Raw genomic sequence first — 18901 nt, forward strand, 5'->3', positions numbered from 1 at the left:
AATCTCCACGTTGCTCATTCAATCGTTTAAGATCGGCGTGTTGTTGTATTCACTTTCGCCCACAAATCTCCGCGACACGCCAAACAGGTGTGAATTCGTGACGGGCCAGAGAGCTTCAGTTGTCTGAACGAAATCCGGTTGCGACCACAAATTTCTCTGAACTGTCAGATCGCGATGCGGGTGGTTTGATGTTGGCAACCTTGGAAAACCGCTGTTTCAGCAGTTTTTGCAGCTCTCCTTCTGCGCCTCCGGCGAGAACTTTGGCCACAAATGTACCGCCGTCATCCAATACATCGAAGGCGAAAAAGGCGGCGGCCTCACAAAGCGCAATAATCCGCAGGTGATCGGTTTGTTTATGGCCTGAACTGCTGGCGGCCATGTCTGACATCACAACATCGGCCTTGCCGCCTAGCAAATCTTTGACTTTTTGATCAGCGTCGTCCTCCAGAAAGTCCAGAACGTGCAAAGAGCATCCGGCAATTGGTTCCATCTCCTGCAGATCGATGCCCAGGATGGTACCAACGTTCTTGCCCGACCGTTCCCCCAGAGCATTTACCCGTTTGACCGCGACCTGACACCAACCGCCCGGCGCTGCGCCCAGATCCACAACCCGTGCGCCAGGCACCAGGAACCGATATTTGTCATCGAGTTCCATGATCTTAAAGGCCGCGCGCCCGCGGTAACCTTCGGCCTTGGCGCGTTTTACGTAAGGATCGTTCAGTTGTCGTTGCAGCCAGCGCGTAGAACTGAGCTTGCGACCTCGGGCTGATTTGACTTTGACCTTCAGCTCGCGTTGACCGCGACCGGACGTGTTTTTGCCGGTTGGTGTCTTGCCCATCAAAAATCTCCGTCTTCCAAAACGCCATCGGCACTCATCTGCGCATATAGCAGCCCTTCGCGCAAACCACGATCGGCCACTGACAAGCGGTCTGTTGGCCAGCACCGCATCAAGGTTTGCAAGATCGCCGCCCCGGACATGATCAATGCCTGCCGGTCCTGACCGATGCGCGGATCCGCGCGGCGTCCCGCAGGGCCCAATGCAAGATAAGACCGAATGACACGATCAATTTCCTTTGTGGTCATATGGAGTCCGTCGACTTTGGTGCGATCATATCGCTTAAGTCCCAGATGGCTGGCCGCGACCGTTGTGACGGTGCCCGAGGTGCCGACAATCTGAAACTTCTCATGGGGTTCGGTGTCGTGGTAGGGCGCAAAGCCGCCGAGGTTTTCTTCAAAAAACCAGCTCATCAGTGCAAAACAAGCGGCGTCGTCCTCCACATCGTTGAATTGCTCGCGCAGCGTCGCAACACCCAAGGGCACTGAAATCCAATCGACAACCTGTGCTGCGGGTAAATCAGAGACTGCCTGTTTGAAACCACTGTGCAGACGCATGATGGCTTGTGGCCGGTCATGGTTGGGCACATCCTTGAGGTTGATCCAGACCAATTCGGTTGAGCCGCCGCCAATATCCACAACAAGCAGATTTTCTGTGGATCGTCCCACAAGAGGTGCACAGGAAATCACAGCCAGTTGGGCTTCTTCCTGTGGTTTGATGATGTCGAGCTTGAGGCCGGTTTCGCGATGTACCCTTTTGATGAAGTCATTCGCATTGAGAGCCCTGCGGCAGGCTTCGGTTGCCACCAAGCGCATACGACGCACCTTGTTGCGTTGCAGCTTCTGCTGGCAAATCCGCAGGGCCTGTATGGTGCGTGTCATCGACCCGCGGGACAAGCGGCCCGTCTTCTCAAGCCCCGCACCCAGCTGGACGGACTTCGAGAAACTATCCACAACATGAAAACCATTACCCTGAGGTTTGGCAATCAACATGCGACAGCTATTTGTGCCCAGGTCCAGCGCGGCATAAAGCTCCGTGGAACGGGGCGGGACTGGCGCGGGGCTCAGAGCCGACTTTTTTGCGAGCGCGCCCGCACCTTTGGGACGCTGTGGCGCCATCTTTCGCGCCTTTCATTTCGAGTTGATTGAAGCTTAGTCGTTGCCCCGGGCTGGCGCAAGCGGCAGCTTTCATACTGCGCTGGTATTTTGACCAAATTCATCGATTAAGCAGTTTTTCCTGTTCGGGTTGCACCAAAAGCGGGCTCACAGTCATTATGAAGATTATGGTGAGGTGCGGCTCTCGTGATCTTTGGCTCGATGAGATAACTACAAGGGGTCGCTGACAGAAGATGTTCTGTCGAAAAACGCCATCGTTTTCGGGTTAGGTGCCGCTAGACAGTCCGGAACAGATTAAGGGGAATCAGCCGATGCCTGATGTCACAATTGTTTATTGGCGCGATATTCCTGCTCAGGTGATTGTGGGCAAAGGTCGTCGTGGCTCAAAACGCCCCTTACCGGAGCGTTTCGAGCAAGCGATTGACCGAGCGGCCATGAAGGTGGGCGCTGAGGATACGGATGCGTATCTGGCAGAATGGCGTAAAGCAGAACCATTTACAGTCGATGGCGAGCCGGATGCGGTTGCGGACGCCGAAGCTGCGCGACTTGATGCCGAATATGACCGCGATCGAATTAAAGCACTTATTAACAATGATGGCTGGGCCTGACCCTGACCGGACTCTTTGACACCATTCTTCACCGAAAGGATCGCCTGATGGCCTTGTTGAACTTCAAAAAGAGACAAACCCGCATTGCCCCGCCGTCAAACCCTGAGGTCGAACATTTTCTTCAGGACTATTCTATCGAAGTCATGCCTCGCACGGCGGAAAAGGTAGAAAATTTTCGCGATCTTTTGCCAGAAGGCACGCGCGTCTATGTCGCACACATCGAAGGCACGCCCATCGAGGACATGGTAGCAACGGCGAAACGGCTTAATGCGGATGGGTTTCCCGTCATGCCGCATTTTCCGGCACGTATCATCAAAGACAAGGCCACGTTGGGGGACTGGATCGCGCGCTATCAGGGCGAAGCCGACGTAAAACAGGCGCTTTTGCTCGCTGGCGGTGTTGCTAAACCCCATGGCGATTTCGACAGTTCAATGCAATTGATGGAATCCGGCCTTTTTGATGCAGCAGGATTTGAGCGTTTGCATTTTGCCGGTCACCCAGAAGGCAATCGCGATATTGATGCGGATGGCTCCATGACAAATGTCACCGCAGCCGTGAAATGGAAAAACCAGTTTCAGAGCCGTACCGATACCAAGATGGCGCTTGCAACTCAATTTGCCTTTGATGCCAAACCGATCATCACATGGGCGGATGGTCTTGCTGCAGAAGGCATTACCTTACCCATTCACATTGGTGTTGCTGGGCCTGCCAAACTTCAGACCCTAATTAAATTTGCCATTGCCTGCGGTGTTGGTCCTTCCCTCAAAGTGCTGCAAAAGCGCGCCATGGATGTGACGAAGCTCTTGCTGCCATATGAGCCAACCGAGGTTGTTGCAGAGCTTGCTGCTCACAAGGCGGCAAATCCGGATTTCAACATCAGTAACGTGCATTTTTTCCCACTGGGCGGGATCAAGACCAATGCCACCTGGGCTTTTGAAAACGGTGGTCCAGCCGCCACCCCAGCAAACGCCTGATCCAAGGACAATTTCATGACAAAGACCATCGTCGAATCCAAAACCAAAACGGCCATTATCGGTTTTGATCAACCCTTTTGCGTCATAGGCGAACGGATTAACCCAACGGGTCGCAAAAAACTGGCGATGGAATTGGAAGCAGACGATTTTTCGACGGTCGAAGCGGATGCTATTGCACAGGTTGCTGCTGGCGCAACGGTGCTAGATATCAATTCAGGCGCTGTTTTCACGAACAAAATGGCGGAAGACGCGCGTTATGCGGACAACAACTTTGTTGAACCTCCACTGATGAAAGCATTGGTCGAACGCGTTCAGGCAATTGTGGATGTACCTTTGTGCATCGACAGCTCTGTCCCGGGCGCGTTGGAATCCGGTCTGGCTGCTGCGGAGGGCCGCCCGCTTTTGAACTCCGTGACCGGCGAGGAAGAGCGGCTCGAAATCGTTTTGCCGCTTGTAAAAAAGTATAACGTGCCAGTTGTGGCGATCTCCAACGATGACACTGGCATTTCTGAGGACCCGGATGTTCGTTTTGCAGTCGCCAAAAAGATTGTTGAGCGCGCGGCGGATTTCGGAATCCCGGCGCATGATATTGTAGTCGACCCTCTGGTTATGCCAATTGGCGCTATGGCGACAGCGGGTCATCAGGTTTTCACGTTGGTGAGACGCTTGCGCGAGGAGCTGGGCGTGAATACGACTTGCGGGGCCTCGAACATCTCTTTTGGGCTGCCCAATCGTCATGGAATCAACAACGCCTTTCTACCCATGGCGATGGGTGCCGGGATGACATCCGCGATTATGAACCCGGTGGCTTTACCTGTATCCGCTGCAAAGATTGAAGCAAAGAAACTGGAATTGGCGGCTGCTGGCGTCATATTTCCGGAAGATTTGGATCTGGAGCTTTTTTGCCAATTGACCGGACTTGGGTCAACCAAACCCCGTCCTGGCAAGGAAATGGAGGCCATCAGAGCCGCAAATTTTCTGACGAATAATGACCCTCATGGCGGTGCCTGGATTGAATTTAACAAGGAAGCGCCCAAACCCGGGCAAGAAGGACGTGGTCGCGCCGGCAGAACAGGTGGCCGCCGCAGACGCGCGTAACCTCCCCTTCCCTAAATTTCTTTCTACAGACTTGCCCCGAGCCAATAGCTTCGGGGCTTTTTTGTTTTTGAAATGCTTTCGCACCATCGTTTTTCCGGTCGAATTGAAACCCGGTAAAAAAGTTCTTCGCCAGTAACTTCGTCTTAACGTACTGGCCTCTACAAACTCGTCTATTCAATGACCCAGCCGATGTGGAGAGAGCGATGCACCTGCAAAGATCTTGTAACCGAAGAGCAGCGCGATGAGTGATCCGATCACGCTTGCGCCCCGTCTCGATTTATCTGCTGCATCTGCGCTGATGACAACTTTAAAAGATCACAAAGATGGCGATCTCACCATGGACTTGTCAGAGGTGAGCCATCTCGGCGCTCTCTGCCTTCAAGTCATGATCGCCGCCGCAACGGCTGCTGTTGCAGCCGGGCGATCAGTTTCCGTCGTAAACGCCTCTGATCGTGTGATCGATCAACTCCGTGTCATGGGCATGACACCTGAAGCCATTTCAAGGGGGCATGTATGACACTGGAAATTCTGGCCGTGGACGATAGCCGTACGATGCGAGATATGATCCGACTTGCTTTGCTGCCTGCGGGTTTCAATGTTCACACCGCGGACGACGGGGTGCACGGAATTGAGGTTCTCGAGGGCATTGAGCCGGATGCGATCATCACCGATATCAACATGCCACGTATGGATGGATTCGGTTTCATCGATGCTGTCCGAAGCCAGGACAAGCATCGTGCCACTCCCATTTTGGTGCTGACGACAGAAGCCGCGCCGGAGCTGAAGGCGCGGGCCAGAAGCGCTGGTGCTACAGGTTGGATCGTCAAACCGTTTGACCCGTCCAAACTCATTAAAGCGCTCCAAATGGTTGCCGGATAAGAGGTTCTCATGACTGATACCAATGACCCAATGGCAGAGATCCGCGCGTCATTCTTTATTGAATGCGAGGAACTTCTGGAAGCGCTGCAAGATGGCTTGCAATCGTTGGACGACGGTGACGAAGACCCTGAAACAATCAATGTGGTGTTTCGAGCGGTGCATTCCGTCAAGGGCGGAGCGGGTGCTTTCGGGCTCGAAGCTCTGGTACGATTTGCGCATCGATTTGAAACTGTTTTAGATGAAGTGCGCTCGGGCCGAATGACGCCTGACCTTGATGCACTCAAAATCTTCTTTCAGTGTGCTGACCATCTTTCTGATCTTGTCCGCGTGAGCAGAGATGATGCACCTTTGCCTGAAGACATGACTGCCAAACTACTAAAACTGTTAGGAGGTTTGTTGGGAGATGCAGGCATTGAAGAAGAGCCTGAGGTAGAAGAAGATATAGATTTTCAACCAGCAACTCTGTCGTTGGACTTGGATCTCGGCGGAGATGGCGGCGACACCGACTTGCCGGCATTGCCAGATCTAGACGCTTTGCCGGGTGCAGCTGGAACCGTTTACACGATCACTTTCCGACCCGACAACGAACTGTTTGAAACCGGAAATGAACCCTTTCATATGCTTCGCTCGCTCGATGAAATGGGCGAATGCACAATTACATGCGTGTTGGACAAACTGCCAGAATTCGCCTCTTTGTCTCCCGAGCAATCCTACCTTTCTTGGGTAATTGAATTGCATTCGGATGTTGAAGAAGCAGAGATCGCTACAGCTTTCGAATTCGTTGAAGGCCTTTGCACGCTTGATATCGAAAAAGCGACCGGTCCAACTTCTATATCCTCAGAAGTTGAGAACGTAGAAAGCCCGGAAACAACCAGTACGGCGCCTGACATTTCCGAGGTCGAAAGCTCTGAAGATGTAGAAGTACAGTCCCCGGCCGAGGAGGTTCCTGACAACGTGGAACCGGCGCTGGAGGTAGTTGCAGCTCCAGCAAAGGAAGCCTCTCAACCGTCGGAAACATCCGAAAAGAGCGCGGCACCAACAAAACAAGCATCATCTGCAGCCGCCGCGAAGTCGGTGGTGCGTGTGGATCTCGACCGCATTGAAAGACTGGTGAATTTGGTTGGTGAGCTGGTAATCAATCAGGCAATGCTATCGCAAAGCCTGGAAAGCTCAGGCTTGTCATCTCATTCGGACGCGATGAGTGGTCTTGAGGAATTTCAACGCTTGACGCGCGATATTCAGGACAGTGTGATGATGATCCGTGCGCAACCAGTCAAGTCGCTTTTCCAAAGGATGTCTCGCATTGTAAGAGAGTCTTCTGCTGCGGTCGGCAAAGACGTTCGCCTGCATACCGAAGGCGAAGGTACTGAAGTTGACAAAACCGTTATTGAACGGTTGGCAGACCCGCTGACACATATGATTAGGAATGCTGTTGATCATGGATTGGAGGGCCCTGAGGAACGAAAAGCTGCCGGCAAGCCGGAACAAGGACGCGTCAACTTAAGTGCTGCTCATCGTTCAGGACGCATCGCAATTGAAGTGTCGGATGATGGTGGTGGGATCAATCGGCCAAAAGTTCTGCAGATTGCAATCGAAAAAGGACTGGTTCCAGCGGAAGCTTCCCTTTCTGACACCGAGATTGACAACCTTCTTTTCCTACCCGGTTTTTCTACTGCTTCTGTTGTTTCGGACCTTTCCGGTCGCGGAGTTGGAATGGACGTGGTGCGAACTTCTATTCAAGCTTTAGGCGGTCGGATAACGATTTCCTCCGTTCCGGGCGAAGGGACTACGTTTTCAATTTCGCTCCCGTTGACGCTCGCTGTTCTGGACGGGATGGTTGTTCAGGTAGCCGACGAAACACTGGTTCTTCCATTGAACGTTGTAATCGAAACGCTAACCCTTTCTAGCAGTGATGTCGAAATGGTGCGTCCAGGCGCCTATGTCGTTCGCGTCAGAAGTGGTTTTGTACCTTTGTTTGACCTGGGCAAAGAGCTTGGTTATCGCGAGGCGGTCGAAGACTACGAAGGTTCCGTGGTTTTGTTAATTGCACACGAAGACGACAGCCATGCCGCTTTGATCATCGATAGCATTCAAGACCAAAGACAGGTCGTGATAAAGGGCCTAGATGACAGTTTCTACAGAGCACCGGGTATCGCGGCTGCGACAATTCTGGGCGATGGCCAAATTGCGCTGATCCTCGACACTTCTGACATTATTACAAATGCAATCGGAGCTTCCGGAAACGCTTCCGCACAAACACCTTCAGGAGTATCGGCATGAACGATAGAGAATCCCCGGAAACAATTGAACTACTGACTTTCCAAATTGCTGATCAGGAGTATTCGTTGGATATTATGTCAGTGCGTGAAATCCGCGGCTGGACACGAACTACACCTTTGCCCCACGCTCCTACATATATGAAAGGCGTGATAAATCTTCGCGGTACTGTTCTACCGGTGATGGATCTTTCCGAGCGATTGGGTTTGAACCCACAAAAGCAGACTGACCGGAACGTCATCATCGTCGTAAATCACGATGACGTAATGACGGGACTATTGGTCGACGCAGTTTCCGATATCATAGCTTTGACTGCTGATGATTTACAGCCGCCGCCAGAAATGCAGGCTGGCGCTACGCCAAACGTCGTGAGTTCCCTCACTCTAATTGACGAACGTATGATCCGTGTATTGGACTTGAGTTCGATAGTGCTGTCTGTACAAAGCAGTGCTGCATAATGAACGAAGTGGCTTCAGATATAGGAATCGATCCTGAAAGCTTCGATGCCATAGCAAAGCTCGCTTACCGTGAAAGCGGATTGATCTTGGCCGTGGAAAAGACATCCATGATTCAATCTAGGTTGAGGCATAGGTTAAAAGCTCTAAACTTGACGGACTTTGCAAAGTATACAGCATTTGTATGTTCTGAGAGTGGTGTTGACGAACGAAGTCACATGATTTCTGCATTGACCACGAACGTGTCCCAATTCTTTCGGGAAAAACATCACTTCGACATACTAGAAGATCATCTTAAAAGTCATTTATTGACTAAGATTAGAGCTGGCGAGCAAGTGCGAATATGGTCGGCAGGTTGTTCCAATGGCCAAGAAGCGACTTCAATTGCTTTGACGTTGTTGGAAAGCGAACCGGATGTAAGCAATCGGAACGTAAAGATTCTGGCGACTGACATTGACATGCAAGTCGTGAATTTTGCAACCAAAGCGTGCTACCCAGAACGCTTGACAGCGGGTATTCCTACCCCGCTGGTTCAAAAGTACTTTGAGAAAACAACAGTAAACAACGAAACGATACTGGAAGCCAAAGACTCGGTTAGGAACCTAATCTCCTTTAAGCACTTAAACTTACTGGCAGATTGGCCAATGCGTGGCAAAATGGACGTCGTTTTTTGTAGAAATGTCGTAATTTACTTTGACCAAAAGACGCAAAACGAACTTTGGCCGAGGTTTCGAAACATTTTGGTTCCAAACGGTTATCTTTTTTTGGGGCACTCGGAGCGAATTGCAGATCCCGAGAAAGCCGGCTTTGAAACTCATGGTCCGACTACATACAAACCGGTCAAATAAATAGGGTGCGTCCTATCCAAACTGAAGGAAAAACATATGTCCCTGCGTGATCAACTGCGCATAATGGTCGTAGACGATATGTCAACGAGCCGAGGTCTAATCACCCAAGCATTGGATGCGTTTGGAATCCGAAACGTTTCTACTGCAGAGAACGGTGTGGACGCACTAAAAGCGTTGGCAACTAGCCCGGTCCATTTGGTTATATCTGACTATAACATGCCACAAATGGATGGACTACAACTGTTGCATCAATTGCGCGCATCGCCAAAAACTAAGGGTGTGGGTTTTATTCTAATAACCGGCCGCGCTGAACAGCAAATTGTGGATCATGGAAAAAAACTGGGGATGAACAACTACTTAAAAAAGCCGTTCGAACAGGACAATCTTCGCAATTGTATCGAAGCCGTGGTCGGACGATTGTAAATATGTCTGCAAAATCCGAGGCGGAACTTGCCCAAGAAATACTGAAACGTACGGCTCTTTACCTGGACAAATTGGCCGGACATGTCTTCGATATCGAAGAAACTGTTGGGAATTCCATCGCAGCCAAGGAAGCTAGTGACGAAGAAACAATAAAAAATCTTCAAGTGTTGGATTTTTTGAGGCAGTCTATGGAAGATTTGGCTCTAATGGCGATCATATTAAGCGACCCGAAAACAAGGCCATTGGATGAGGAAACCGTAAAGGCAGCCAGCAGCAAACTGAGGCTTAAAAGCACTCGTTTGGTTTTGTGCGATATTCAATCCGAAAGAGTTGATACACTTCAAGAAAACACAGGCGACATAGACTTGTTCTAAGTTTTCTTCATGTTTGTTCTCAATGGTCGCTTTTTGGCTGGAGTTTTTCTGGAGTGGGAAAGTCGGCGTGCTGACTAACGATCAGAATGATTTACCATCGAGATCCGAGGTTTTCCAATGGCGCGATTCCGGAGGTGTTTGCTTTCCGCGTGCCCGAGACCTAAGCTTTAAACAGTTTTTTTTAATGAATCCGTTGTCGGATTTCTGGCCTCGTGCGGCCTACTTTGGGAACTTCAATTTGCCGCGAACTCGTTGGGTGTAAGATCTCCTAGTGACGAATGCGGTCGGTCTTGGTTGCAGTCCTCCTTCCATTTTGGGATCTCGGATTTCACCTCATGGAGGGATGAGAACAAGGTCTCGTTCAAGCACTCGTCTCGAAAGCCGCCGTTAAAGCTTTCGATGAAGGCTTTCTGTGTTGGCTTTCCGTGGGCGATGTAGTGCCAATCGACTTTCCTTTTTTTGCGCCACTTAAGTACCGCCCAACTGGCCATCTCAGTGCCATTGTCGCTGAAAATTGTCTCTGGCATTCCGCGTACTCGAACGATCGGGCCTAACTCTCGTTAAAGCCTCGTGCCGGACAGCGATGTGTCTTAGACAAGCGCCAAACATTCTCTGCTAAAATCATCTACGACCGACAGGACGCGGAACCTGCGCCCGTCTGTGAATGTGTCCGAAACGAAGTCCAAGCTCCAGCGCTCGTTGATGGTGTCCGGCACGACCATAGGGCGGCGCGTGCCTAGCCGCAGGCGTCACCGATTTTTTATTTCACATCCTTCAGCATAGCATTATACAGCATCTGTACCGAAAGTAGCTTTTTTAGCTTGGCGTTCTCATCTTCCAGCGTTTTCAACCTGTTTGCATCTAGCATTTCTTTCCCGCCGTATTTGAAATTGTAGAACGTGCCTTGGCTCTCGCCATACTTGCATCATACATCGACCGTCGGCGTCCTGCCGGAAATTCATCCGGGTAATTTGCGCCTTAGTGAAACGGCTCTTTCGTAGTCTCTTGCGCCTTCAAGAGGTTGAGCAGTCTCCGCATTGGAATAAGAGAATTCACAGAGAAGCAAGCGCTTAACTTTTCGACTTTCATGGTGCAAGATGTCCAAAGGCGAACACTCTGAAAAAATCGGCGTCGTTGCAGGCAAGAAAATCAGATTGATTAAATTTGCGTCGACAATTTGTCCATTTAGCACCCGTACTTAATGGTGAAAAAACTATCAACCAACTCGGTAATTTGGGCTCTCGCGCGTGATCTGAACATCGTGCACGTGACTTTCCTTTAAACCTGCACCGGTGATTTTGACAAACTTGCATTTCGTTCGCATTTCCTCGACCGTCCCGCAACCTGTATAGCCCATGGCGGCGCGCAACCCGCCGACTAGTTGGTGCAACACAGCACCCGCACTGCCCTTATAAGCCACCTGCCCTTCGATCCCTTCTGGCACGAGTTTGTCGCTGGCGGCATCCTTCTGAAAGTACCTGTCAGCGGACCCGCTGGCCATTGCACCGAGGCTACCCATGCCGCGATAGCTCTTGAAACTACGCCCCTGATAAAGGATCACCTCTCCCGGGCTTTCATCCGTTCCAGCGATCATGCTGCCAACCATGGCACAGGACGCGCCAGCAGCTATTGCCTTGGCGAAATCACCGGAAAATTTGATCCCGCCGTCTGCGATGACAGGCGTATCACCTGCAGCCGATGCACAATCCATAATGGCCGTCAATTGTGGAACACCCACGCCGGCGACCATCCGGGTCGTGCAAATGGAGCCTGGGCCGATGCCGACTTTGACCGCATCTGCGCCTGCATCAATCAACGCCCTGGTTGCTTCGCTGGTTGCAACATTGCCAGCCACGATCTGCACCTCATTCGACAATGCTTTTGCACGACGCACCGCTGCGGCCACGCCTTCGGAGTGCCCATGCGCCGTGTCGATCACGATCAAGTCCGCTCCGGCGTCTACCAAAGCTTCGGATCGCTCGAAACCGGCATCGCCAACAGTTGTCGCAGCGGCGACGCGCAAACGCCCCAGAGCGTCCTTACAAGCGGTTGGGTTCAACACGGCTTGTTCTGTGTCTTTCAACGTCAAAAGGCCGGTCAACTTGCCTGTTTTGTCTGTGATCAGCAGCTTTTCGATTCGTCGTGCTTTCATCAGGCTGATCGCTTCTTCGCGGTCTGCCGGCTCGTGCAAAATAGCCAGATTTTCGGAACTCATCATTACGGAAACAGGTGTTGCATCATCGCTCGCAAAACGCATGTCTCGATTGGTCACGATACCGACGACACGGTCCTGATCATCAACCACTGGAAAGCCAGTGACGCGATACCTGTCCTGCAAGGCTTTGGCATCGGACAATGTTTGGTTGGCCCGCAACGTGATCGGATTATATACGATTCCGCTCTCAAAACGTTTCACTCTGCGTACTTCGCGTGCCTGTTCTTCAATAGTCAGGTTGCGATGTATGACGCCGATGCCACCGGCTTGCGCCATTGCAATTGCCATGCGCCCTTCAGTCACGGTATCCATCGCAGAACTCAACAGTGGAATGTTCATTGAGATGGCGCGTGTTACCCGGGTGCGGGTATCAGCGGTCGACGGTAATACCGATGACGCCCCCGGCACCAATAGCACATCGTCAAAGGTTAAAGCCTCACGAATCTCCATAGCAACCTCGCTTTGGGAGTGTCTCATTTGGCAGTTTCCTATTTCACGGTGCGCCAAAAATGAAAAGGGCAAAAACGGATGCTGTTTGCTGGTTTGAAATTGCAAATCTGACCTTGGCGGTCAAAGCTCGCGAAATTAGCAAGTAAGAAATTGGCTCATGAGTTCGCATTGATTTGAGAGCTGTAGACTCGATTTGCCATTTGCCGGCAATTCGAAGTTCAAAAAGAGACTCTGTTTTGCAGAAGGGTTGGGTATCAATGCTGACGTGGAACCTCGGTTGCCTCGTTTGAATGTGTCACTTAGCGGCGCGCGCTGCTTCGGAGCATGGATGGCTAAATCACCGTTTGCATCAACGCGTTTCGCCCCTCGATCGAACCCGGCACGGGTAAGCCAAACTATAGTGGGTCTCAATAAAACGAGGTTTTGGAATTATTGCAAATCGTTGCCAAAGCTACCGGGTCGTTTGCATTGAACTGGTCGAGATCGCGCCGAATTACGATTCTACCGGCTCGACCTCCACTCTTGCTGCGCAACTGCTGTCGAACGTGCGGAGAATTGTCTTTCACGTCCTCGATCAAAGCTCCGAAATCGCGAGATAAATCGCGATTTCAACTGAACCTCATAAAGACTATGCTAATTTCAGACGCGCAATGCCGCCCAAAGCACATTATGTGACGTTCATCGGCGTGTTTCATTTTGCAGCACCACTAACCTTGGGCCAAACATATTTTAGGTGACATTCAACGATGACCAATGACCCTCTTGTGGTGTTTACCCCTTCAGGCAAACGTGGACGTTTCCCAGTTGGCACGCCGATCCTGACAGCAGCGCGCCAGTTGGGAGTAGATTTGGATTCAGTCTGCGGTGGGCGCGGCATATGCTCAAAATGCCAAATCACCCCGAGTTACGGTGAGTTTTCCAAACATGGGGTCACTGTGCACGACAATGCTCTGTCGGAATGGAACAAGGTCGAGCAACGCTATCAGGACAAACGGGGGTTGAAGGAAGGCCGCCGTTTGGGATGTCAAGCTGCTGTTCAGGGCGATGTTGTCATCGACGTGCCACCGGAAAGCCAGGTGCACAAACAGGTTGTACGCAAACGCGCGGAGGCGCGAGAAATTGTGCTCGATCCATCGACTAAGATTTTTTATGTCGAGGTTGAAGAGCCGGACATGCATGATCCTTCCGGGGATCTCGAACGCCTGCGTGCAGCATTGCAGGAGCAATGGGACGTGCAAGATGCAACAGCCGACTTGCATATTCTTCAAATCATGCAACCCATCCTGCGCAAGGGCAATTGGAAGGTGACGGTTGCCATCCATCTGGGCGATCAGGAAAACCGACCGCGTATCATGAACATCTGGCCGGGTTACTACGAAGGGACGGTTTACGGGCTCGCTGTCGACCTCGGCTCGACCACCATTGCGGCGCACCTCTGTGATCTGCAAACCGGTGAGGTGCTGGCCTCTTCTGGGGTGATGAACCCGCAAATCCGGTTTGGCGAAGACCTGATGAGCCGGGTGTCTTATTCAATGATGAATGCGAAGGGTGCCGAGGAAATGACCCACGCCGTGCGGGAAGGCATGTGCGGGCTTTTCACCCAGATTGCAACCGAGGCGGAAATCGACAAAGAGTTGATCGTGGACGCGGTTTTTGTGTGTAATCCCGTAATGCATCACTTGCTGTTGGGTATTGATCCTTTTGAACTCGGCCAGGCGCCATTCGCTCTGGCGACGAACAATGCCTTGCGGTTGCGAGCAGACGATCTGGAACTGAACATCCACCCCTCTGCACGGATTTACCTGCTACCTTGTATCGCCGGGCATGTCGGCGCGGACGCCGCCGCTGTTGCACTGTCCGAGGCGCCGGATAAGTCAGACGATCTGGTCCTGGTGGTCGACGTCGGTACCAATGCCGAAATTCTATTGGGCAATAGTGAAAAAGTATTGGCCTGTTCGTCGCCTACTGGTCCGGCTTTTGAAGGCGCACAAATCAGTTCTGGCCAGCGCGCAGCCCCTGGTGCGATTGAGCGCGTGGAAATTGATCCTGTCACCAAATCCCCGCGTTTCAAGGTGATCGGATCTGACCTGTGGTCCGACGAAGCGGGTTTCGACGATGTGGTGGCAACGACGGGCATCACGGGCATTTGCGGCTCGGGCATCATCGAAATGGTCGCCGAGATGCGCATCAATGGTATTGTTGACGCGCCAGGTTTGATCGGATCGCCAGAGCAAACCGGGTCCGATCGGTGCTTTCTGGACGGTCGCACTTATTCATATTTTGTATACGACGGCACGGAAACGGGAGGTCCGCGGATCACGATCACCAACCGGGACATTCGTGAAATTCAGATGGCTAAGGCAGCTCTGTATTCTGGCGCGCGGCTTTTGATGGATAAATTCGGCGTTGACAAGGTGGACAGGGTGGTTTTAGCGGGGGCATTTGGCGCCCATATTTCCACCAAACACGCAATGGTGCTGGGGATGATTCCCGACGCGCCCTTGGACAAGGTCACGTCTGCTGGAAACGCTGCGGGTACAGGTGCCCGGATCGCCCTGTTGAACACTGGCGCAAGAGCAGAAATCGAGGCAACTGTGCGGGCCATCCACAAGATCGAGACCGCAATTGAACCGCGCTTCCAAGAGCATTTCGTCAATGCATCAGCGATCCCAAACGCCGTTGAACCTTTCCCAATCCTGAATTCTATCGTGACCTTGCCCGATGTGGTTTTCAACACAGGCGGCAGTGCGACGGATAAACCCGGCAGCAGACGCCGTGGAAGGCGACGGGCATGAGGCGCGAAAACGAAGAACAAGCGGAGTTTTGGACCAAGGCTGCTGGCGAGAAATGGGTCGAGCAACAAGTACAGCTGGATGCCTTTATGCAACCTGTTCTGGACAGTCTTTTCACGCGTTGTGATTTGAAAAACGGGGATCATGTGCTTGATATCGGCTGTGGCACGGGGGCTAGCACGATCCAGGCGGCGAATACCGTCGGTGCGACTGGATCCGTTTTTGGCGTGGACATTTCGCCCACCATGTTGGCTTGTGCGAAGGAAAGGGCCCACAGTCTTGAAAACGTTCGTTTTGAAGTTGCCGATGCTGCAGATTACGGGTTTCGACTGGGCGAATTTGATCACTTGATTTCGCGTTTCGGCGTGATGTTTTTTGCAGATCCAATTGCTGCATTCTCGAATATTTTCAAATCCTTGAAACCCGGCGCACACTTGACGATGGCCTGTTGGGGGCAAATATCCAAAAATCCGTGGTTTACGGTCGCGGCGCAGGCGGCAAAGGAACGCCTCGGCGCGCCACCCAGCGTAGACCCTGATGCTCCTGGTCCATTTGCCTTTAGAGACGTGGACCGCGTGGTGCAAATTTTGTCCAGCGCCGGATTTGTGGAGATCCAAGCGGATGTCAGTGACGTTTTTCTAGAGCCAGCGGGGACACCATCCGAGGTTGCCCAAATGGCGACGAGTGTGGGCCCTGCCGCCAGAACGGTTGAAATCTTTCAAGGCAATTTTGCAGACAGCCAAGCGATTGCGAACCGCGTCCAAGAAGTCTTCCAGTCTTTTGACACGCAATCCGGTGTTAGGGTTCCAGCTGAAATAAACTTTTTTCAAGCCACCCGATCAACGTCCTAGCGGCGAAGTGTAAGGCATTAGGATGTGCGCTCATCGCAATTACGTTCTTTGAGAAAGTCGTTGGTTAGATAGTTTTTACCGTCCAATGGTGACGGCACCGCCGCGCCGACAGGACAATTGAATGCTCCAAGAGGTTTGGTTAAAACTGAACTCTGTCCTCAGACCGCGCCACAATGCACGACTTGTCTATTACCAACATGCCTCTTGCGAAAAAAGGGCTTCTCTGCCAGCAGCGCGGCCCAGCTTCAAAAAAGTTCGAGGTCGTTTCCTGTGTCTACCGGTGCTTTTACTTGAGAGACTGTTTCCACAGGCGCATCGCCACGGATCTTTTGCATGACGCGCCCTGTTGCTGGCCAGAACATAAGGTGTCGCGCGGTTTCTCCACCCAACGAATGACCTTCGCAAACGATCCCCTCTTGCTCGAGAAACTGAAGAATAAACGCGCTGTTCTGTTTGCCAATTTCGCTCAGTCCTGCAACCATTTGAGCGCCGCCGAATGCTTTTGCACGTAACCTGTCTCTTTTGCCGCCGTTTTTGAGAATCTCGTTGATGAGCAACTCCATGGCGTTGATGCCAGGTAAATTGCTGACACCGCTGTCTCCGGCACTTGAGGTCAACAGCATATGGTTCATCCCGCCGACGCCAGATACAGGATCCCACAAGCAGCATGAAACGCAGGAGCCCAACAGGGTGCTGATAACGAATTCCGGATCAGATCCAACTGCCTGTTCGCCTTGGGTGATATGATGGCGCGCCTGTCTCATAAGCTTAAACCCTGTCTTTGTATTTTGTGGCCCGGCGGTTTTGAGCCGCGCTTTCACGCATCGCGTGTCCAATTTTGTCCAAAGGCAGTTCTTGTTGAACAGCGCCAATCGCCTTGGCCGCACGCGGCATTCCGTAAACCACGCACGTGTCTTCATCTTGACCAAAGGTTGAAGCGCCTGCTTGCGATAGTTGCAAAAGGCCATCTGCGCCGTCGCGACCGAGACCTGTCAACAGCCCAACCGTGGCAAGTCGGGCGTTGTCCACAGCGGACATAAACATGACATCGACAGCCGGACAATGCAGCGCTGGCGGATCATTTGGGACAAAGCGGCAATACCAATGACCGCCGCGGCGTTCGACTTCGGTGTGTTGTTGGTTTCCCGGTGCCAGAACAACGTCACCCCGACATAGAGCCCGTCCTTCGGTTGCAAGAAACACCCGTTGTTTGAACTGTCTGTTCAAACGTTCCGAAAAACTTACGAGGAAATTGCCCGGCATGTGTTGAACGATGACGACTGGCGGCCCGTTTGGATCCAGCGATGGTATCACTGTTTCCAATGCGGTTACCCCACCTGTTGATGCGCCCAACAAAATGATCGGCCCCAAATGGCAGGGCTCGGCGTTATTGAATGGTGCTGCCGGAGGAGCCGTTTGCGACACAGAGGCAGTAGGATCAGATGAACTCGCGTGGATCCGTGTATTAAACTGAGATGGACGGGTGCAAGCTGCGTGATAGACTCTTTCGCAAATGTCGTTTGTCAGCTCTTCGCCATAAGCCTTGGACGGTTTGACCATGCAATCGATTGCACCACGTGACAGCGCTTGAATGGCCGCATCGCTGCCAGCTGCGGTCAGACTGGACATCATGACAACGGGCATTGGACGGGCGCGCATGAGACGTGTCAGAAAGTCCAACCCACTCATGCCAGGCATTTCGATGTCGAGCGTCAACACGTCGGCTGGATTGGCTTTCAGAAAGTCCCTTGCCTCGATTGCATCACAGGCTTCACCCACGACTTCCAACCGGTCATCAGACGAAAAAACCGCGCGTAGCCATGCGCGCATCACGCGCGAATCGTCCACAATGAGTACTCTCTTTGACGTTTTTGCGCCAACTTGTGCGTTATTCAAAAAGGTCGCTGTCACGAGTGATTCCTGTTCCAAGGAGCCCTGAAACGGAAATGCGCCGGGCTTGAATTCTTCCCCAACGGTATGGCAAGAAGTTATGAAGCGAGACTTAACTCCGCACAATTTTTCAGCTTTGAAAGTGTTTTTTTGGGTCGCATGTTCTGCTGTAAATCTCCTCGAAAATATCGCGTACAAAACCTCTAAGCATCGAATGCTGTTGGTCCGGTTTCCACTTGGTGTCGCTTAGAAAAACACGAGCGGCCCGCAATTTCAGTTCCATTTCGGCTTGTTTGAAGCGTAACGCTTGAAAAAAGTTGGTCGCTTCGCCAAAAACTTTTCGCGAGCGTCAACAAGCCAACGCGGTGTTGAACGGGGATTGCGCACTGCTCAAAGCAGATGCGACCATGTCCAGGCGACCACCATCCCACCCTACCATCGCATATGACAATCCCCGCCCTACTTTGCCAATCAGATGATTTGCCAAAATCTTAAAGCCATCAAAACGGAATCTGTTTGTAGGCTGCGCTGGACACCCCACATTTGTGCGTGCAGGGCGCGTCCAAGGTGCGGCAGCGGTTGAGCCGGAACCTGGATCCGTCTTTAAAAATGAGGAAAGCCTTTCTAGAGAACGCAACTGAAGCTGCCATTTGTCTGTGGTGTCGCAAGTGCGACACGTGGCGATCATGCCGTTTTACATGGTGTAGATCGACTAAGTAGACGCAGCCGACCAGCAGGCGTATACAGCTTTTCGAACACTGGAGTTGCTTGCAACCGGCTGGGAACTGAACCGCCTTGTTCTTTGCGCAGGTCACCA

Annotated in this window: 18 protein-coding genes and 2 pseudogenes; 13 read left to right on the forward strand and 7 right to left on the reverse strand. The window is 52.1% G+C overall.

Features of this window, described 5'->3' with window-relative positions:
- Positions 1 to 115: 115 nt before the first annotated feature.
- On the reverse strand, positions 116 to 838 hold the full coding sequence (locus AB8B75_RS21355; RefSeq protein WP_405365128.1) for an RlmE family RNA methyltransferase: 723 nt from the start codon (positions 836 to 838) through the stop codon (positions 116 to 118).
- The gene (locus tag AB8B75_RS21360; RefSeq protein WP_405365130.1) at positions 838 to 1953 is read right to left on the reverse strand and encodes a Ppx/GppA phosphatase family protein; all 1116 of its coding nucleotides are present in this window, start codon (positions 1951 to 1953) and stop codon (positions 838 to 840) included. The genes AB8B75_RS21355 and AB8B75_RS21360 overlap by 1 nt, the downstream gene beginning before the upstream one ends.
- A 308-nt stretch (positions 1954 to 2261) precedes the next feature.
- Here AB8B75_RS21360 and AB8B75_RS21365 point away from each other — a divergent pair, with 308 nt between their 5' ends.
- From AB8B75_RS21365 to AB8B75_RS21410, 10 genes are all read left to right on the forward strand, one after another.
- Complete coding sequence (locus AB8B75_RS21365; RefSeq protein WP_405365132.1) at positions 2262 to 2558, forward strand: virulence factor; 297 nt, start codon at positions 2262 to 2264, stop codon at positions 2556 to 2558.
- A 47-nt stretch (positions 2559 to 2605) separates the two neighbouring features.
- Positions 2606 to 3532 carry a methylenetetrahydrofolate reductase gene (locus AB8B75_RS21370; RefSeq protein ID WP_405365134.1) on the forward strand — a complete coding sequence of 309 codons (927 nt, stop codon included), beginning with the start codon at positions 2606 to 2608 and terminating at the stop codon, positions 3530 to 3532.
- Between the two features lie 15 nt (positions 3533 to 3547).
- Positions 3548 to 4630: a methyltetrahydrofolate cobalamin methyltransferase gene (locus tag AB8B75_RS21375; RefSeq protein ID WP_405365136.1), complete on the forward strand. Its 1083-nt coding sequence runs from the start codon at positions 3548 to 3550 to the stop codon at positions 4628 to 4630.
- 241 nt (positions 4631 to 4871) lie between these two features.
- The gene (locus tag AB8B75_RS21380; RefSeq protein WP_405365138.1) at positions 4872 to 5147 is read left to right on the forward strand and encodes an STAS domain-containing protein; all 276 of its coding nucleotides are present in this window, start codon (positions 4872 to 4874) and stop codon (positions 5145 to 5147) included.
- Positions 5144 to 5509, forward strand: a complete 366-nt coding sequence (locus tag AB8B75_RS21385) for a response regulator (protein ID WP_405365140.1) — start codon at positions 5144 to 5146, stop codon at positions 5507 to 5509. The genes AB8B75_RS21380 and AB8B75_RS21385 overlap by 4 nt, the downstream gene beginning before the upstream one ends.
- 9 nt (positions 5510 to 5518) lie before the next feature.
- Positions 5519 to 7789: a chemotaxis protein CheA gene (locus AB8B75_RS21390; RefSeq protein ID WP_405365142.1), complete on the forward strand. Its 2271-nt coding sequence runs from the start codon at positions 5519 to 5521 to the stop codon at positions 7787 to 7789.
- Positions 7786 to 8244, forward strand: coding sequence for a chemotaxis protein CheW (locus AB8B75_RS21395; protein ID WP_405365144.1), 459 nt, complete (start codon positions 7786 to 7788; stop codon positions 8242 to 8244). The genes AB8B75_RS21390 and AB8B75_RS21395 overlap by 4 nt, the downstream gene beginning before the upstream one ends.
- Entirely contained in the window at positions 8244 to 9089 is an 846-nt protein-coding gene (locus AB8B75_RS21400; RefSeq protein WP_405365145.1) for a CheR family methyltransferase, read from the forward strand. Before AB8B75_RS21395 ends, AB8B75_RS21400 begins: the two co-directional genes overlap by 1 nt.
- Before the next feature lie 36 nt (positions 9090 to 9125).
- Entirely contained in the window at positions 9126 to 9512 is a 387-nt protein-coding gene (locus tag AB8B75_RS21405; RefSeq protein WP_405365147.1) for a response regulator, read from the forward strand.
- A gap of 2 nt (positions 9513 to 9514) precedes the next feature.
- The gene (locus AB8B75_RS21410) at positions 9515 to 9886 is read left to right on the forward strand and encodes a hypothetical protein (protein WP_405365149.1); all 372 of its coding nucleotides are present in this window, start codon (positions 9515 to 9517) and stop codon (positions 9884 to 9886) included.
- Positions 9887 to 10119: 233 nt separating this feature from the next.
- Here AB8B75_RS21410 and AB8B75_RS21415 read toward each other — a convergent pair.
- The 3 genes and pseudogenes from AB8B75_RS21415 to guaB form a co-directional block, all read right to left on the reverse strand.
- A pseudogene (locus tag AB8B75_RS21415) lies at positions 10120 to 10626 on the reverse strand (integrase core domain-containing protein); the annotation flags it as partial.
- Positions 10627 to 10657: 31 nt separating this feature from the next.
- Positions 10658 to 10808: pseudogene (locus AB8B75_RS21420) on the reverse strand (IS3 family transposase); the annotation flags it as partial.
- Positions 10809 to 11102: 294 nt separating this feature from the next.
- Positions 11103 to 12551 (reverse strand): IMP dehydrogenase, encoded by a 1449-nt coding sequence (gene guaB, locus AB8B75_RS21425; protein ID WP_405365188.1) that lies wholly within the window; start codon positions 12549 to 12551, stop codon positions 11103 to 11105.
- Between the two features lie 431 nt (positions 12552 to 12982).
- Here guaB and AB8B75_RS21430 point away from each other — a divergent pair, with 431 nt between their 5' ends.
- The 3 genes from AB8B75_RS21430 (at position 12983) to AB8B75_RS21440 (ending at position 16194) form a co-directional block, all read left to right on the forward strand.
- Entirely contained in the window at positions 12983 to 13150 is a 168-nt protein-coding gene (locus tag AB8B75_RS21430; protein WP_405365190.1) for an arginase family protein, read from the forward strand.
- Between the two features lie 147 nt (positions 13151 to 13297).
- On the forward strand, positions 13298 to 15346 hold the full coding sequence (locus AB8B75_RS21435) for an ASKHA domain-containing protein (RefSeq protein WP_405365151.1): 2049 nt from the start codon (positions 13298 to 13300) through the stop codon (positions 15344 to 15346).
- Complete coding sequence (locus AB8B75_RS21440; RefSeq protein WP_405365153.1) at positions 15343 to 16194, forward strand: class I SAM-dependent methyltransferase; 852 nt, start codon at positions 15343 to 15345, stop codon at positions 16192 to 16194. Before AB8B75_RS21435 ends, AB8B75_RS21440 begins: the two co-directional genes overlap by 4 nt.
- Positions 16195 to 16439: 245 nt before the next feature.
- On the opposite strand, the gene AB8B75_RS21445 is transcribed toward AB8B75_RS21440, so the two are convergent.
- On the reverse strand, positions 16440 to 16958 hold the full coding sequence (locus AB8B75_RS21445) for a chemotaxis protein CheD (protein ID WP_405365155.1): 519 nt from the start codon (positions 16956 to 16958) through the stop codon (positions 16440 to 16442).
- 4 nt (positions 16959 to 16962) lie between these two features.
- Positions 16963 to 18042: a chemotaxis-specific protein-glutamate methyltransferase CheB gene (gene cheB, locus AB8B75_RS21450; protein WP_405365157.1), complete on the reverse strand. Its 1080-nt coding sequence runs from the start codon at positions 18040 to 18042 to the stop codon at positions 16963 to 16965.
- Positions 18043 to 18901 lie beyond the last annotated feature (859 nt).

Source organism: Roseobacter sp. (assembly GCF_045106495.1).
Lineage (GTDB): Bacteria > Pseudomonadota > Alphaproteobacteria > Rhodobacterales > Rhodobacteraceae > Roseobacter.